We start from the raw sequence: 17,447 nt of genomic DNA, 5'->3' as shown, positions 1-17,447 counted from the left end.
ATGCAAACTTCTGAGATTCGTTCCCGTTGGCTCAACTATTTCGCAAAACAAAATCATCATTTAGCAGATTCCGTTCCCCTGGTGTCCCCAGATAAATCGATTCTGTTCACTATCGCTGGGATGGTTCCCTTTATTCCCTATATTGTGGGCACCGAGCCGGCTCCTTGGCCGCGGGTTGCCAGCGTACAAAAATGTATCCGCACCAACGACATTGAAGAAGTTGGGAAAACTACCAGGCATGGCACCTTCTTCCAAATGTGTGGCAACTTTAGTTTTGGCGACTATTTCAAACAGGGCGCTTCCAAAATGGCATGGGATTTGCTCACTGGGTCGGTTGCCGAAGGAAAATACGGTCTAGATGGCGACAAACTTTGGGTCACGATTTGGGAAAAGGATGACGAAGCCGAGGACGTTTGGCTAAAACAAATCGGCATTGATCCCGCTCACCTGCAAAAACTTCCGCGAGAGGAGATATTCTGGGATACCGGACAGCCCGGTCCTGCCGGTCCGTGTGCAGAAATCCACTATGACCGAGGCAGCGCTTATGGTCCCGAGGGCGGTCCAGAAGTTGATACCGGTGGCGATCGCTATCTAGAGCTGTGGAACTTGGTATTTGACCAATACCTGCGCGGTGAAGGAGCGGGAAAAGATTATCCGCTGCTGGGTGAACTAGATAAGAAATGCATTGATACTGGGTTAGGTCTAGAACGTCTCGCGTTCTTGCTGCAAGGCAAAGACAATATGTACGAGATTGACCAGGTATTCCCGGTGATTGAAAAGGCGCAACAGTTGTCGGGGAAACAATACACCCAAGGGGAAACCTCTAAAAACCCTGATGATATTCGGATGCGGGTAGTTGCTGACCATGTACGCAGCGCTTTGATGCTGATTGGGGATGGGGTGCGTCCCGGAAATGATGGACGCGGCTACGTGCTGCGTCGCCTGATTCGCCGGGTGGTACGGGCTATGCGCCTTTTGGGGGTAGAAAAACCAGTATTCCCCGAGCTTCTGCCAGTATCAAAGCAGGTAATGGCGTCATCCTACCCGAATCTAGACAGCGACTGGAAAACTATTTCTACCGTTGCCTACGAGGAAGAAGACGCTTTTAGGCGCACTTTAGAATCGGGTACCATGATTTTTGATCAAGCGGTATCCCAGGTTAAACAAAGTGGCGAAAAGCTATTTTCAGGTAAAGATGCCTTTACTTTGCATGATACTTATGGATTCCCGATTGATTTGACCATCGAAATGGCGCAAGAGCGAGGTATCAAGGTCGATCGCGAGAAGTTCACTGCCTTGATGCAGGAACAAAAGAACCGGGCGCGCGAAGATGCCCGTACCAAGAAAACCGGTCACGTCGATGCTCGTATTTACCACGAGTTAGAAAACGAACTAGGGCACGCAGTAGAGTTCGTAGGCTACTCAGAAGACACTTGTAACGCCAGAATTATCGGGCTTTTAGCCGATGGACAGGCGGTTCCGACTGCCGAATCGGGAAGCAATGTTGAAGTCGTTTTGGATGCCACCCCATTCTATGCGGAAATGGGGGGACAGCTTGCTGACCACGGCACGATCCGTTCTTTCCAAGGAGCAAAATTCAAGGTAGAGGACGTGCAAAGCCCGGTTGCGGGTCTGCGGGTACATCGAGGTCAGCTAGTTTCGGGACAGCTCACCGTGGGCGACGAGGTAGTGGCCGCGATTGATACCGCTCGCCGTCAAGCCATTGCCCGTTCCCATACCGCAACTCATATGCTCCATAAAGCTCTGCAAGAGACTTTAGGTGCTCAAGCCACCCAGGCAGGCAGTGAAAATAACGAAAACCGGCTACGTTTCGATTTCCACCATGGTAAATCTCTAAGCGATGGTGAAACCGAGCAGATTTTTGACCGGATTAATGATCAGCTACGTGAGAACCTGCCGGTTAATACCGAGATTATGTCTTTAGAGGACGCGAAAAAGTCGGGTGCTACCGCGTTATTCGGGGAAAAATATGGTCAAGAAGTGCGGGTAGTCGATATTGGCAACGGTTGGGATCGCGAGCTTTGCGGCGGTACCCATATGCCAACCACCGGATACCTGGGACAGGTAGTTCTCATGTCTGAAAGCTCTATCGGGTCAGGGGTGAGACGAATTGAGGCGCTAGTAGCAGATAAAGCCGCTGATTTTCAGGCAAAAGAGCATGAACTTATTACCCAAATCGCCAAAATTATGGGTACTAAACCGGAGATGATTCCGGCTCGAATTGATGATGCGCTACTTCGCTTACGCCACGCACAGAAAGAACTAAACCGCTTACAGCAAGAAAATCTCTTATCGCGGGTAGGGGAATTAGCAGCCTCTGCCAAAGAGATTGCAGGAAAGCGAGTAATCAGCTTCAATGCCGGTCACGTGCCGGGGGAAGCCCTGAGGGTACTAGCCGAAGCGCTGCGCCAACATCTACATGACGCAAATGCGGTAGTGGCAGTGGGAGGCATCTTTAAAGACCGTCCCTCAGTGGTAGTTGCTACTACCCCTAGTGCCCGGGAGAAGGGACTTAAAGCCGGAAATTTGGTGAAGGTCGCTGCTCAAACCATGGGAGGCGGGGGAGGAGGACGCCCCGATTTGGCTCAAGGTGGCGGTAAAGATGCTGGTAAACTTGGTGAGGCGCTGCAAGCCATTGAACGCGAGATTGCCAATAGCTGATGCGGCCGGGTGTTAGACTTGCGATTGATTTAGGTACTAACCGCATCGGGGTGGCTCGCTCCGATGCGGCAGGTATCTTGGCATTGCCGGTGGAGACTGTTTACCGTGACGGTGGACAAGAACTATTTCGGATTGCCCAGCTAGCAACGGAATATGATGCCAAGGAAATCATAATTGGTCTGCCTCGCTTACTCAGCGGAAAAGAGGGTAAAAATGCCGCTGACGTGCGCTCATGGGGTGCCGAGTTGGAACAGTTGTTACCGACTTGTAATATAAGACTTGTAGATGAGAGACTCACCACCGTAAGTGCTCATCAACAGTTACAGTCTGCTGGTATGAGAGGACGCAAACAGCGGAGCGTCGTTGATCAACAGGCTGCGGTGGTGATATTGGAACAAGCGCTAAATATAGAGCGACAAACCGGGAAAGCTCCCGGAAAGCCACTCGGTAGCGTACCCGAATGCGAGGAGGCCTAATGAGTCGGGAGTTAGAACCTAATCCGCCAACGCGGCATTTTCCCTCTCGTCGTGCCGAGAAATCGACAGAGTCTCCTTCATCTCCAGCTGCGCCAGGCGCAGAACTCGATAGCTATTGGGAGCAGGAATCTGAACCCCAGGAAAATCATTCCGCCGCGCCCTCGGGTCGGAGTGCCCGGCGTAAAGCTAAACGTAAGAAGCGCACGATAACTATCGCGGTAATTTTAGTGATTATCGGTTTAATTACGGGAGCTTCGGTGATTGCTGCCCAAGAATTAGGGGGAGTTTCCGGGATATTCTCCAGTGGGGAGGATTACGAAGGCAAGGGATCTGGGGAAGTGATCATCGAAATTCCCGCGGGCGCATCCGGTAAAACCATCGGGCAAATTCTACAAAAACAAGGCGTAATTGCAGACGCGGAAGTATTTGCGAGTATTTTTAAGAAGAACTCGCTAGCGCAAGGGGTACAGGCCGGACGTTTTCGTATGCACAAGCGGATGTCTGCTAGGGAAGCTTTAGCTATGCTACTGGATCCCGCATCAAAAGCCGATGTTAAGGTCACAATTCCTCCCGGGTTTACCCTCAAACAAATTAAAGCCCGACTAAAACAGACCGCTGGTTTTAGCACCGAGCAAATACAGGAAGCATTTGCTAATCCCGCAGATTACGGGATTCCCGGTCAAAGCGAAGAGTCTTTTGAAGGCTGGTTAGCTCCCGATACCTACACTGTGGCTACTAATCAAAGCGCTAAAGACTTAGTCGCAATTATGGTAAAAGCCCAGATTAAACGGCTTGATACTGCTGGGGTAGCGCCCGAGGAACGCGCCACCGTGTTGATAAAAGCTTCAATCTTGGAAAAAGAAGTAAATCTTGAAAAATATTACGCACAGGTTGCCCGGGTAATCGATAACCGCCTGCAAGATAACCCAGATACCCACGGATATTTACAGATGGATTCGACCGTAGTTTACGGACTAGGACGCTCCGGCGGTATTCCCAATAAAGAAGACCTAGCTAAAGATACGCCCTACAATACCTATAAGCATAAGGGTCTTCCTCCCAGTGCAATCGGCACAGTGGGCGATGCCGCCTTGAAAGCCGCAGTGAAACCGGCTGACGGCAAGTGGCTATATTTCACTACGGTTAATCTAGATACCGGAGAAACCAAGTTTGCTCTCACCTTGGATGAACAACGCAAGAATGTGGAGCAACTCAAGCAGTGGTGTGACCAAAACTCAGATAGATGCAAACGCTAAGTCCCTGGGCAGCGGTAATCGGTTCTCCGATTAAACATTCACTTTCACCCAATTTGCATTTGGCTGCCTATCGAGATTTGGGGCTGAATATTGATTATCGCCGCTTGGAAATAACTAAGGATAGCTTGGAATCTTTCCTAACTCCCTGGCCAGAAAACCTGGTAGGACTGTCGGTAACTATGCCCCTAAAACAGGCAATTACACCCTTGTTATCTCAAGTTGATGGGCTGGCGAAAGCGGTAGGTGCGGTCAATACCGTAGTGCCTTTCCCCGGAAGAATCACCGCCGGATTTAACACCGATGTGTATGGTCTGGTGGCAGCGATTAAAGAGGTAAAGGGCCCAGATTTCAGCCCCGAAAAAGCCGTAATTGTGGGGTCAGGGGCAACCGCGTCCTCTGCCCTTGCAGCAGTAGTAGAGCTGGGAGCAACCAAGATTAACCTACTAGCCCGCAGAATATCCAAGGCTGGTAACGCGTTGCAAGCAGCAACCCGCTTGGGAATAAATCCTGGCTATATTCCGTTATCCGCGAAGGCTAAAGCCCGCGAAACCATTGAAAATGCAGATTTAATTATTTCTACTACTCCTCGCGAAGTGCTAGATGAGTTTTATGAAACGGTTACTTTTAACCCCGCTCAAACCGTGCTAGATATTGTCTACGACCCGTCTCCTACGCTCCTAATGAAAAGAGCCTCAGGCGCCAAAGCCTGCACCGTATCAGGAAAAGTAATGCTGCTACATCAAGCATTAATGCAGGTTAAACTATTTACCTCCCGTACCCCGAACCTGGAAGCTATGCGAAAGGCAATCTTTTAGGGATGAAAGGGAACAGATGCAGATTTTAGTTTTCATATTGGCACTAATCTGTGCGGGAATTGGAAATCTAGCTTATGGATTACCCAAGGTAGAAAAGTATTTTCGCCTTTCTGGGCGAGCGAGAGCATTCTGGAATAAACCCTGGGTAATCGGTCTACTATCCGCGGTTGCCGTAGGAAGCGCAGTAATTTTACGTTTCGGTTCGATTAACCTGCTGCTGCTATTTCCTCTTTTAACTCTCGGTCCGGTCCTTTTGGTAATTGATGCTGCCACCCAAAAGCTACCCCGCTCGATGACTATAGCTTTCCTGGCGTTATCGATAGGGGCAGTAATCTTGTCGGGTTTCATGACGGGGCAGTGGGAAAAACCTGCATATGCTCTTATCGTTTCTATAGGTTCATTTATTCTGCTGTTACCGGGAACTTTTGTGCGTCGCGGAATCGGAGTAGGAGATTTGCGACTTATTCCGGTATTGGTAGGTTTAGTTACCTGCGTTTCCTGGCATTGTCTGCTCTTGATGGGGATTTTGTCGATTGCTGGTAGCGGACTTTGGGCAATATACCTGGTGCTACGAAGAGGGGCAAATGCTAGCACGCGTTTAGCGCTCGGCCCGTGGGTATTGACCGCTAGCTATATTGCGTTACTGCTAATTCCTCATTAAAAAAGACCCAGTTTGTAAGGGGATAGCTCCCATGATTTCCCTATTGGTGGAAAGCTGAAGCTCGCATAGCAGCTTCCGTGACAAAATAGGGGCATGTTGCGATGGATGAGTGCGGGAGAATCCCATGGACGTGCCCTGGTTGGAATCCTGGACGGATTACCCGCGGGGATAAAAATTACTACCGCCACCGTGCAAAACTATCTGGCGGCTCGCCGGGCAGGATACGGACGGGGTGCACGTCAAAAGTTTGAGCAAGATAAAGCGCAGATGGTAGGGGGAGTCATTCGGGGAGTAACTACTGGTGCGCCGATTGCGCTGATAATAGAAAATAGCGAATGGCCAAAATGGGAAACCGTGATGAGCCCGGATCCGGTATCCGCGCAAGCGCTAACTATTGACGCTGGAAAGGGCGATGAGCGCGAGATAGCCCGCAATAAACCTTTGACTCGCCCTCGCCCCGGACACGCCGATTTTGCGGGAATGCTCGCCTATGATCTTAATGATGCCCGACCGGTGTTAGAACGAGCCAGTGCCCGGGAAACCGCAATGCGGGTAGGGCTGGGAGCTTTCGCCCAAGAGTTTTTGAAACAGGCAGCCGGGATTGAACTGGTCTCCTATGTGTCTTCGATAGGTAAAGCCTCGCTAGCAGCTAAACACCCAATTCCAACCGTAGAAGAAGCCGCGCTGCTGGCAGATAACCCGGTGCGCTGCCCCGACCCGCAGGTCAGTAAAGAAATGATTGCCCAGATAGATGGGGCACAGCAAAATGGGGACACCATTGGGGGAACGGTTGAGGTGGCCGCCTACGCCGTGCCGGTAGGTTTAGGTAGTCACGTACAAGCAGATCGTCGCCTAGATGCCCGCATTGCGGGAGCGCTAATGTCGATTCCCTCTGTAAAAACTGTGAAAATCGGGGATGGTACGCAGCCGTATCTGCTGGGATCTGAGGCTCATGACGAAATAATACGGGGACAAACCGGCGAAATTACCCGCACCTCGAATCATGCCGGCGGAATTGAAGGCGGAATGTCCAATGGACAGATAGTTCGCGTTAGCTGCGAATTTAAACCAATTTCGACGGTTCCTAGGGCTTTGAGCACTGTTGATTTAGCAAACGGAACGCCGTGTCAAGCGATTCATCAGCGCTCTGATACTTGCGCGGTAGTTCCCGGGGCGGTAATCGCCCAGGCACAGGTGGCATTGGTGCTTGCAGATGCACTTTTAGAGCATGTAGGCGGGTATTCCCTGGAGCAAGTTCGTGAGAATCTGCGGGCATACCGCCAGCGAGTGGAGGCCAGAGTATGAGCTACCCAAAGCAAATAGTATTTATCGGTCTGCCGGGCAGCGGAAAAACTTCGGTTGGCCAGGTTGTAGCAACCCGGCTAGGGCTTTCTTTTAAGGACGTAGACCAAGTTATTTCCCAGCAATTATCGATGTCGATTCCGCAGATATTTGCCTCGCGGGGCGAAGAGGGGTTTCGGGATTTAGAAGTAACCGTTACCGGGCAAATATTAGGCAGTAATACCGGAGTTGTTTCCTTAGGGGGAGGAGCCCTTACTCGCAGCGAAACCTGCAACGCTCTGAAAAACAAAGTGGTAGTTTTCTTAGACGTAAGCCCGCAGCAGGCAGCAGCACGCCTCGGAAAAGATTCAAAACGTCCCCTATTAGCGGACGTAGCTGATACCGCCACCACGATAGCAAAACTGCAGGACGAACGTCGGCAGACCTACTTAGCTACAGCCACCCTCACGATTCTTGCTGATGGAAGCATTGAGGAAGTAGCTAACGAAGTGATTAAGGCTTTAGGGCTCGCCACCGACACAAACACCGATTGCCGTTACGATTTATCTTCTTCCTGGGATTTGCTACCGCTTAAAGCAAATGGTCAGCGCATAATCCCGGTAACTTCCGCTAACGGATATGAGGTTACGGTAGGTCACGGGGCTATCTTTAGGATTCGCCAAGTGCTGGAAAATCCTGCTCGTAAGGTCTTTTTACTGTTTCCGCCCCCACTTTCTGCTAACGCCCGCCGTCTCCAAAACGCGCTTACTCAGGAGGGACACCCGGTAGTAATGTTTGAACACCCCGATGGGGAAGGGGCAAAGAATATTCGGGTAGTTGAAGATGTTTGGCGCTGCCTGGGGGAGAACCATTTTTCGCGTGAGGACGCGCTGGTGGCTTTGGGGGGAGGAGCAACCACCGATATGGGGGGCTTTGGCGCCGCGACCTGGCTGCGCGGTATTGACCTAATAAACATTCCCACCTCCTTGCTGGCAATGGTTGATGCCGCGGTTGGGGGAAAAACCGGGATTAACACTTCGGTGGGTAAGAATCTGGTGGGTTCGTTTTATCCGCCGCGCGCTGTCCTTTGCGAGTTAGATTATTTGAATTCTTTACCTCCTCGGCATCTGCGTGCCGGTTTAGCAGAGGTAATTAAATGCGGTTTTATTGCCGACAAATTAATTCTGAAGCTATTGAGCGAAAACTCAGTTGAGAATCTTATCCGCCAACCAGATGTTTTTGAAGAGGTTATTAGCAGAGCTATTTCGGTCAAATCCCGGGTTGTTAGCGAAGATTTGAAAGAAAGTGGAATGCGCGAGTGTCTTAACTATGGACACACCCTGGCTCACGCTATCGAGAAAGCTAGCTCCTACCAGGTGTTACATGGGGAAGCAGTCGCTGTCGGGATGGCGTTTGCCTCCCAGGTAGCCCAAGAATTAGGTTTACTATCTGCTCGGGAAGGGCAGGCTCAACGCCGTCAAATAGCGGCTCTGGGATTACCGACTTGTTGCCCAGATTATTCTTTCGACCAGCTAGTTAAAATCATGGCCTCCGATAAAAAAGTCCGCGGGGGAGTAGTCCGAATGGTGCTAACCGGCAGTGACGCTCTAGTGCACGTTAGACCATTGCGCGACTATGAGCTGTTACAAACAGCATTCAATGCCGTAAATCAGAACTTCTCGACCAGCGTCCCGCTCACAGTCGTATCTAAATAGGGGAATCCGTGGGCAGAAAAGTATTCCTAATTGGTTTACCGGGTAGCGGCAAATCCACTATTGCTTGTCTTTTGGCAGATAAACTCGGGTGGAAACTGGTTTCTACTGATACTTTAGTTGCTGCCCAGCTGGGTTTACCCCGGCACTCAGCACTAATTTCAGCTGGAGAAGAGCGATTCCGTCAGGTAGAACGAGAAATAATGCACGCCCTATTAACTGAGAACAGGCGAGAAGATATCATCGTAGATTGCGGTTCTGGAGCACTGGACAACCCCCTCACTTTACGCGAGCTACAGGAGCTACCGGGGCGGGAAATACTCGAATTGGTGATTGATTTAGCAACTATGGCTGATAGAGCGGGTCTGAATCGTCCTCGTTCCCTAGGACTGGGGATGCCTAGAACCTGGCTGAGGCAAATGGGACAAGCTCGCCGCGAAAATTGGCAGCGATTGCAAGCCCTTCCCCTGGAAGTTAGCGATTTATCAGTTGAACAGGTGCTTGAAAAAGTGCTTGCCGTCCTAGGTATAAAGGAGTAAAAACCCTTCTAGAGGTATCTATTTTTTATCAACCGCCCTCCTGAAGTAGAGTAGAAACGATTTATTGAGACTTTTTGGGGGTTAAGTTGGCGACAACAAATGATTTGAAGAATGGTCTGGTACTAAAAATTGATAACCAGTTGTGGCAGGTTGTCGAGTTTCAGCATGTAAAACCGGGTAAAGGTCCGGCTTTCGTGCGCACCAAGATTAAGAACGTACTGAGCGGTAAAACCGTAGATCGCACCTTTAATGCCGGGGTAAAGGTAGAAACCGCGACCGTTGATCGCCGGGATATGACTTACCTGTATCAAGATGGAACCGATTTCGTGTTCATGGACGATGACACCTATGAACAGGTAATGATTTCCACTGAAATTGTAGGAAATGCGAAGAACTTCCTGATTGAAAACCAACGCGCAGTAGTGGCCTTCCATGACGGGCAGGTTCTGTTCCTAGAGCTACCGGCATCGGTAGTCATGCAGATTACCCACACCGAACCTTGGCTGCAAGGCAATCGTTCCTCGGCAGGAACTAAACCAGCTACCGTAGAAACCGGTTACGAAGTGCAAGTTCCTCTTTTCATTGAAGAGGGCGAAAAGATTAAAATCGATACCCGTTCCGGTGACTACATTTCCCGGGTCAAGGACTAGCAGCCAGTGTCCAAGAATCGACTATCTCGGCGTACTAAAGCGCGCCGACGGGCAGTTGATACCGTCTATGAAGCGAATCTAAAAGGTCTTGATGAAGACCCGGAAGATTTACGTCAGCTAGTGGCTGAACGTAGGCAGCTAAGCACGGCACAAACCACCTTGCCTGACTATTCAGCGGAAATTGTTAATGGGGTGGCTGATCGGCTTTTCGATATTGATATGACCCTCAGCCAATACTCAAAGGATTGGGCTTTGGATCGGATGCCTAAACCGGACTTGGCGATTTTACGCTGTGCAGTTTGGGAAATCCTCTACAATGACGATGTACCCTGGAAGATTGCGGTAGACGAGGCGGTAGGTACTGCGCGGGCAATATCAACTCCGGACTCTCCGGCTTTTATTAACGCAGTGCTCGATGCGATTGGGCATGCCAGTGAAACCGGCTGAGGTGATGGGCTTTCTTATTGGTTAGCTACCTGAATCCGTCCTCACCTACCTGGGAGAATAGATTTTAGGAGGTTGCCATGAGCGCAATAGTTTTCCGCGGGGCAAGCATACTGGGCAAAGACCGCGCCGATATTTTGGTGGAGGGTGATAAAATCCGCCGGGTAGGTGTCGATTTGTCCCTGCCCAAAGAATCGACTGCGCTAGAGATTGATACCAACGGTCTAATTGCTCTGCCGGGACTTGTGGATTTACATACTCATTTGCGCGAACCAGGCGGAGAAGATGCTGAAACCGTAGATACCGGTACGGCTGCGGCCGCTAAAGGTGGATATACCTGCGTTTTTGCTATGGCCAATACCACTCCCACCCAAGATTGTCCCCAGGTGGTAGAACAGGTTCTTAACCTGGGTCGGCAAGCGGGTAGAGTAGACGTTCATCCGGTAGGAGCGGTTACCAAGGATTTGGCAGGTAAAGAGCTTTCCCAGCTGCGAGCAATGCATGAGTGCGGAGCAAAGGTAAATGTTTTTAGTGATGATGGGAAATGCGTTTTTGATCCGCTTTTGATGCGTCAGGCTCTAGAGATTCTCCGCGATTTTGATGGAGTAATCGCCCAGCACTGTCAAGAGCCACGTTTAACGGAAGATTCTCAAATGAACGAGTCTTACCTGGCGAAAGAACTAGGCTTGAAAGGCTGGCCGGGCGTAGCGGAAGAAATGATTATTGCCCGCGATATTTTGCTTTCTCTTTATTTGGATGTTCGCGTACATATTTGCCACCTTTCCACCGCCCGCGCGGTGGAGCTGGTGCGTTGGGGTAAGGCACAGGGAGCCAAGGTTACGGCGGAAGTCACCCCGCATCACCTATTCCTTAGCGAAGATGAGCTAAAAGGGCGAGCGGCGCTTTTCAAAGTTAATCCCCCTCTGCGCTCTGCAAGTGATGTTCAAGCGCTGCGCACTGCTTTAGCTGATGGCACTATTGATTTGGTTGGTACCGATCATGCCCCGCATCCGGATCGGCTTAAAGACTGCGATTTTGAATGTGGCGCTTTCGGAATGATTGGGCTGGAAACTGCCTTGCCGGTGATATCGACTTTGATGGTACGCACTAACCAAATGACCTGGGCTGATGTGGCTCGGGTAATGTCTATTACTCCCGCAAAAGTGGGGAAGGCTCTAGGGCAAGGTGAAATGATAGCGACCGGCTCACAGGCAAACCTGTGTTTTGTATCCCCAGATACCTCCTGGCAGGTTAGCCGGGATAGCCAGGTTTCTCGCTCAAATAACACCCCCTTTGCAGGTAAAGAACTGGTGGGGGCTATCCAGCACACCTGCTATCGCGGAAAACTCACAGTTACTAACGGACAGTTACAGTTTTAAGGAGGAGACATGAGCCGCTATGGAGTTCGCCTAGAGCAGGCAATGACCAGGTTAGGTAATGTTTGCGTGGGGATTGATCCTCACCCTTCCCAGTTAGCAGCCTGGGGTTTGTCAGATAGCGTGCAGGGGCTGCGTACTTTTGCTTTAACCTTGGTGGAAGCAATGGCGGGGCAGGTACCGGTGGTTAAACCACAATCGGCGTTTTTTGAACGCTTTGGTTCGCGGGGAATCGCGGTTCTTGAAGAGGTACTTACAGCTTGCCGGAAGGCGAATCTACTTAGCATTTTAGATGTTAAACGCGGAGACATCGGCTCTACGATGACCGGTTATGCCAGGGCTTATTTAGAGGACGGGTCGGCGCTTTCGGCAGATGCGATTACGGTTTCTCCGTATTTAGGTTATGGATCTTTATCGCCGGTTTTAGAGTTAGCGCGTGAAAATAACCGGGGAGTTTATGTGCTCGCTCTAACCTCTAATCCCGAGGGATTCCAAGTGCAGCACGCCAGGTGTGCCACTGGTAAAAGCGTGGCGGCGGACATAATTTCACAGGCTGAACAGACAAATACCCTCAATAGTAATCAAGGTCACATTGGGGATATTGGTTTGGTTGTCGGCGCTACCACCGGAGAAGCTGCCAAAGATTTAGGAATAGATTTTTCTTCCTTTTCCGGATCTATTTTATCGCCTGGAATTGGAGCACAAGGGGCGCAACCAGCAGATATACAAAGAATTTTCGGTGATAGCGCCTACCGAGTTCTGGCATCGACTTCGCGGGGAATATCTTCCGCCGGCCCTAAAGTTCCCGCTTTGCAGGCGGCTGCAAGACAAATAACCGAGCAAATGAGTGATATTTTTCGCAAGTGAACTGGCAAAACTCGCTTGTTGGTTTGGCTTAAATAGATAGAAACAACTAATCTTTTTCGTGTTGTTATCCCATAAATCTAGATGAAGAGGTAAATACTAAATGGCACTTCCTTCTTTAACTCCCGAACAGCGTGCACAGGCTTTGGAAAAAGCCGCTATGGCTCGTAAGGCTCGTGCGGAAACGAAGGCGAAGCTGAAGAACCGGGAACTAACCCTGTCTGAAGTAATCAAAAAAGCTCAAGATGATCCTTACTTGGGCAAGATGAAAGTTCAGGCTCTGCTTGAAGCTCTGCCTCGCGTGGGCGCTACCACCGCTGCCGCCGTCATGGAAGAGATTGGTATCGCCAAGTCTCGCCGTATCCGCGGTCTAGGTGAGCACCAGCGCGCTGAGCTAGTTCGCCGCTTCGGCTAAGAACAGCTCTAAAGCAAATAACAGTGTGGGATCCAAAATTATTTTGGGTCCCACACTATTATGTTAGATACCAGGGGAGCAGACAGCTATGGCAAAGTCTCAGTTATATGTATTGGTCGGTCCGTCCGGGGTGGGGAAAGGAACCGTTCTCAAAGCGCTAAGGAAGACTTATCCGCACCTTCAGGTGGCAATCTCTGCTACTACCCGTCAGGCCCGCCCCGGGGAGACGGATGGCATTGATTATCACTTTCTATCGGATGCGCGTTTTGAGGAGCTTATTGCCCAAGACGGCTTTTTAGAGTGGGCCACCGTTCATGGTAAGGCACGGTATGGAACTTTACGTTCTGAGATTAACCGCCATTTCGCTTTGGGACGGGACGTTATTTTAGAGATAGACCTGGCGGGTGCCCGCCAGATACGCCAAAGCTATCCCCAGGCTTGTTTCATTTTCCTTAGCCCACCCAATGAGCACGTCCTCGAAGAGAGGCTCCGCGGTAGAGGTACTGAAGATGAAGCTGAAGTTGCTCGTCGGCTTGAAACCGCAAAAACCGAATTGGCGGCGGCGGGCGAATTTGAACACATTGTGATTAATAATCAACCCGAACAGGCGGCGCGTGAACTAGCAGCCCTGATGGGAATAGCGTAAGATTTTTTGTGAAGATGCGGCTTAGCCGTGAAGTTAAGAAATGAGAGGACAATATGTCGGGTACTGTTGCTAGCCCGGAGGGAATTACTAACCCCCCAATAGATGACCTATTGGAAAAGGTTGAGTCCAAATATGCCTTGGTGGTCTATGCTGCCAAGCGGGCACGCCAGATTAACACCTACAATCTTGAGATTGCTGATGGAATGTTTTCTACTCCCGGCCCCTTGATTGATTGCAATCCCGAAGATAAAGCCTTAAGTATTGCCCTGCGGGAAATAGACAAAGGTGCACTCAATCTTAAAGAGCATGACGAGTCCTAATAGGACGAGCTAGGTTATGTCTAAGCGCCGCCGGGTTATTATTGGGGTCGGAGCAGGAATCGCTGCCTATAAGGCAACTAATGTTGTGCGCGCCCTCAGTAAATCCGGATTTGACGTATGGGTGATACCCACGCCCGCTGCTCTCGAAATGGTAGGAGCGCTCACCTGGCAAGCGCTTTCGGGAAATCCGGTTTACACTCAAGTTAATGAACCGGGCACAGGGGTTGGACATATAGAACTTGCCAGGGACGCGGATTTAATTGCTGTGGTTCCAGCCACTGCTAATGTTTTGGCACGTATAGCCCACGGTCTAGCCAATGACATGCTAACTAACGTGGTTTTAGCTGCTGATTGTCCCTTGTTGCTGGCTCCCGCCATGCATACCAATATGTGGAATAATCCGGCTACCCAAGAAAACGTGAAGTTGTTAAAGAGGCGCGGAGTCCATTTCATTGGTCCAGACCTAGGAGAGCTTTCCAGTGGGGATGTCGGTTTAGGCAGGCTGGTTAGCGAAGATCGCATAGTAGAGCAGATTTTATCCCTGCTTTCACCTAAACCCTGGCAAGGAAAGAACGTATTAGTTAGCGCTGGGGGAACCCGCGAACCTCTAGATCCCGTACGTTTCTTAGGTAATCGTTCCTCCGGGATTTTTGGGGTTCAAATTGCTCGCCATTTTGGACTGCAAGGCGCGAACGTTACCTTGTTGGCCGCTAATATAGAGCCTCAGGTGCTGGCTGCTTTACCCAATAGCGTGAGAGTTCTACCCACCCCCACCGCCACCGAAATGTATAACGCGGCTACAAAGTATTTACCCAATATGCAGGTAGTGGTGATGGCGGCCGCGGTAGCTGACTATAAACCGGCAGAGTTTCAAACCCAAAAAATCAAGAAAACACCTGAAAAAGGCGAGTTTTCTTTAACCCTGTGTCCCACGGTCGATATTTTGGCTTACCTAGCAGAACATAAACAGCCAGGACAAATAGTTACCGGTTTTGCCGCCGAGACCGGATCTTGGGAAACAGTTTTAGATTTAGGCAAAGAAAAGGCTCGCCGTAAAGGAGCCGATATTCTCTTTATCAACAAAGTCGGTCAAACAGCTGGATTTGGCGACACCGCCACCCAGGTTAGCGCAGTTGATCAACTAGGCAATGAAATCGGACAGTTCCGGGGAGAAAAATCTGAGATAGCCCCGCAGATTGTGTCCCTGATTGGTCAGCATAGCCAGTGAAAGATCAAATGCCGCGCTGGAGCGGCCTTGACCCCCTCGCCCAGATACGCAGTCGCCAGGAGGGTAAAACCAAGCGCGGTCACCAGCAAGAGCTACTTCCTTTACCGGATAAACCCGCTGGGAAATGGAAAAACACTGATTCCATTGCCAGAGTAATCCCTGATACTCCCGTATTTCATCTCGCAATTGGTCTTGACTACACCATTCCGCCCCGCCTAGCAGGCAAAACCCGTATTGGCAGCCTGGTAAGCGTGAAGATTGGAGAAAAACTGGTGCACGCCTGGGTAAAGGACATTCGACCTCCAGAAGCAACCTCGCAACGCCTGCGTCCTATTAGTCGCGTGCTTAGCGACAGAGGGCTAGTTTCACCTAAAACCTTCCAGCTTGCTCAGCAGGTGGTCAGCCGTTACGCGGGAAATATCTCTCAAGTCTTAAACCAGGCGATTCCTAATCGCCGGGCAGGGATAGAAAAAGAGTTTTTTACTAACAACTTTGCCCCGGTAATGCCGCTGACCAGCCGAGAAGCCCCCTGCCAGGAGACTAACTGCCTTAGCGTAAGAGACGAACCCAAAATAGAAAACTATCCCCAAGGAAAAGGATTGCTAGATTCGCTGGCAAATAAACGCCTGGCACGAGTAGTCTGGTCGGCGATTCCCGAACCTAATAGGGTAGCTCCTTTTAACCAGATTAGTGAGCTAGTCAGCGTGGCTTTGAAAGCGAAGGGAAGCGTCCTGTGTCTTTTCCCTACTGCTCGCCAAGCTAGCGAGTTTTGCTCCTATTGGAGCGCCAGCCAGGGTGCTAATGCGCCCTCACCCCTAAAATACTTTTTTGAAAAATCTAGCGGCAGGCACTACCAGGCATATCTTCAGTGCCGTTTTAACCATCCGCGCCTAGTGGTAGGAACCCGCTCAGCCATTTTTGCCCCCCTAAAAAGGATTTCGCTGCTACTGATTTGGGACGAGAACGCTGAAACCTATCAAGAGCAAACCGCGCCCTACTGGCATAGCCGCCAAGTCGCAATGATGAGGGCAAACAGTGAAAAATGTTCACTGATATTAGGTAGCTACTCTCGTTCTCCCCAAGCTCAAGCCTTAGTGCTATCTTCTTGGGCTAGTGAGCTAGCTATGAATAATACTCCAGTGCTGCTCCCCAAGATTTTTACCCCTGATTATGAACAACGCGATGATTTATCTATCGGGCGTACCCCTATTTCCTCCACCGCTATCCAGTTTTTGCGAAGCTGCCTGGAAAATGGCCCGGTTTTAGTGCAGGTAGGGCGAAGAGGAGGACGAAAAGCCTTAAGTTGCGCCCGCTGTTCAGCTCCGCTGCGCTGTCCAAAATGCTTGGGGCAGGTAGAACAAAGAGGGGATGACTACCTGTGCCCCAGTTGTGGTCATTCATTCTTCTTCCGCTGTCCTAACTGCGGGGCGCAGCAAGCTCGAGCAGCTGTGCGCGGGCATCAGCGTATCGGCAGGGAACTCGCCGCTGCGTTCCCCAAAATTCCAGTTATCAATTGTGACGCTGATAATTCTTTACCTCCCATTGGGACTAAACCGACCCTGGTAGTGGCCACGGTGGATCAAGAACCGGTTGCCAGCAACGGATACGCGGGAGCGCTGCTATTAGATGCGGGAATGCTCATAAGTCTTGACCGTATTTGGGCGGGGGAACAAACCCTGCGCCGCTGGGCAAATCTGGGAGCTAAAGTGGCAGCAAAGGGCAAAATCATGCTCAGCGGCGACCCAGGGGAGTATCTTGCTACCACTTTTAAGCGGCGAACATTTCGCGAGTGGGCAAGTAAAGAACTTCAAGAACGAGCTGAAGTGGGAATCCCTCCCACCGCAGCTATGGCAGCCATTCGCGCCAGTAAAGACACCCTTAATCAGCTATTAGCCTGCGCAAACTTTCCGGATATGCAAGTTATAGAGCCAGTTCGCTTTGGAAATGATTGGCAGGTAATAGTGCGCGCCCGTCTAGACCAAGGCGAAGAGCTACGCGCCGAGCTTAGCCGCCTACAGGCTCTGGCTTCCCGAAAAAAATGGGAGCCTGTCAAAGTACAGGTTGATCCGTATGACTTCTAGC

Annotated in this window: 17 protein-coding genes; all 17 read left to right on the top strand. The window is 50.6% G+C overall.

Features of this window, described 5'->3' with window-relative positions; genetic code table 11:
* The 17 genes from alaS (at position 1) to PG728_RS03040 (ending at position 17,446) form a co-directional block, all read left to right on the top strand.
* Positions 1-2,682: an alanine--tRNA ligase gene (alaS, locus tag PG728_RS03120; protein ID WP_270625786.1), complete on the top strand. Its 2,682-nt coding sequence runs from the start codon at positions 1-3 to the stop codon at positions 2,680-2,682.
* Positions 2,682-3,158, top strand: coding sequence for a Holliday junction resolvase RuvX (ruvX, locus tag PG728_RS03115; RefSeq protein ID WP_270625784.1), 477 nt, complete (start codon positions 2,682-2,684; stop codon positions 3,156-3,158). The genes alaS and ruvX overlap by 1 nt, the downstream gene beginning before the upstream one ends.
* Entirely contained in the window at positions 3,158-4,414 is a 1,257-nt protein-coding gene (mltG, locus tag PG728_RS03110; protein ID WP_270625782.1) for an endolytic transglycosylase MltG, read from the top strand. Before ruvX ends, mltG begins: the two co-directional genes overlap by 1 nt.
* Entirely contained in the window at positions 4,402-5,229 is an 828-nt protein-coding gene (locus PG728_RS03105; protein WP_270625780.1) for a shikimate dehydrogenase, read from the top strand. Before mltG ends, PG728_RS03105 begins: the two co-directional genes overlap by 13 nt.
* A gap of 16 nt (positions 5,230-5,245) precedes the next feature.
* On the top strand, positions 5,246-5,890 hold the full coding sequence (locus PG728_RS03100) for a prepilin peptidase (RefSeq protein ID WP_270625777.1): 645 nt from the start codon (positions 5,246-5,248) through the stop codon (positions 5,888-5,890).
* Between the two features lie 93 nt (positions 5,891-5,983).
* Positions 5,984-7,195, top strand: coding sequence for a chorismate synthase (gene aroC, locus PG728_RS03095; protein WP_270625776.1), 1,212 nt, complete (start codon positions 5,984-5,986; stop codon positions 7,193-7,195).
* Complete coding sequence (aroB, locus tag PG728_RS03090) at positions 7,192-8,886, top strand: 3-dehydroquinate synthase (RefSeq protein ID WP_270625774.1); 1,695 nt, start codon at positions 7,192-7,194, stop codon at positions 8,884-8,886. Before aroC ends, aroB begins: the two co-directional genes overlap by 4 nt.
* Positions 8,887-8,894: 8 nt before the next feature.
* Positions 8,895-9,422, top strand: a complete 528-nt coding sequence (locus tag PG728_RS03085; RefSeq protein ID WP_072509643.1) for a shikimate kinase — start codon at positions 8,895-8,897, stop codon at positions 9,420-9,422.
* 86 nt (positions 9,423-9,508) lie between these two features.
* Positions 9,509-10,072, top strand: coding sequence for an elongation factor P (efp, locus tag PG728_RS03080; RefSeq protein WP_270625772.1), 564 nt, complete (start codon positions 9,509-9,511; stop codon positions 10,070-10,072).
* Between the two features lie 6 nt (positions 10,073-10,078).
* Entirely contained in the window at positions 10,079-10,519 is a 441-nt protein-coding gene (gene nusB / locus PG728_RS03075) for a transcription antitermination factor NusB (protein ID WP_270625770.1), read from the top strand.
* A 77-nt stretch (positions 10,520-10,596) separates the two neighbouring features.
* On the top strand, positions 10,597-11,895 hold the full coding sequence (locus PG728_RS03070; RefSeq protein WP_270625768.1) for a dihydroorotase: 1,299 nt from the start codon (positions 10,597-10,599) through the stop codon (positions 11,893-11,895).
* 9 nt (positions 11,896-11,904) lie between these two features.
* Positions 11,905-12,759, top strand: coding sequence for an orotidine-5'-phosphate decarboxylase (pyrF, locus tag PG728_RS03065; protein ID WP_270625766.1), 855 nt, complete (start codon positions 11,905-11,907; stop codon positions 12,757-12,759).
* Between the two features lie 100 nt (positions 12,760-12,859).
* A complete protein-coding gene (mihF, locus tag PG728_RS03060) occupies positions 12,860-13,171 on the top strand; it encodes an integration host factor, actinobacterial type (protein WP_270625764.1) in 312 nt (103 codons plus the stop codon).
* 88 nt (positions 13,172-13,259) lie between these two features.
* Positions 13,260-13,817 (top strand): guanylate kinase, encoded by a 558-nt coding sequence (gene gmk, locus PG728_RS03055; protein WP_270625761.1) that lies wholly within the window; start codon positions 13,260-13,262, stop codon positions 13,815-13,817.
* 53 nt (positions 13,818-13,870) lie between these two features.
* A complete protein-coding gene (rpoZ, locus tag PG728_RS03050) occupies positions 13,871-14,137 on the top strand; it encodes a DNA-directed RNA polymerase subunit omega (RefSeq protein WP_072509650.1) in 267 nt (88 codons plus the stop codon).
* 16 nt (positions 14,138-14,153) lie between these two features.
* Positions 14,154-15,365 (top strand): bifunctional phosphopantothenoylcysteine decarboxylase/phosphopantothenate--cysteine ligase CoaBC, encoded by a 1,212-nt coding sequence (gene coaBC / locus PG728_RS03045; RefSeq protein ID WP_270625756.1) that lies wholly within the window; start codon positions 14,154-14,156, stop codon positions 15,363-15,365.
* On the top strand, positions 15,362-17,446 hold the full coding sequence (locus tag PG728_RS03040; RefSeq protein WP_270625754.1) for a primosomal protein N' family DNA-binding protein: 2,085 nt from the start codon (positions 15,362-15,364) through the stop codon (positions 17,444-17,446). The genes coaBC and PG728_RS03040 overlap by 4 nt, the downstream gene beginning before the upstream one ends.
* Position 17,447: the final 1 nt, after the last annotated feature.

The organism is Varibaculum timonense, from assembly GCF_027694345.1.
GTDB lineage: Bacteria > Actinomycetota > Actinomycetes > Actinomycetales > Actinomycetaceae > Varibaculum > Varibaculum timonense_A.
The sequence above is the reverse complement of the archived record's forward strand: the minus strand, read 5'-3'. Positions and strand labels throughout refer to the sequence as shown.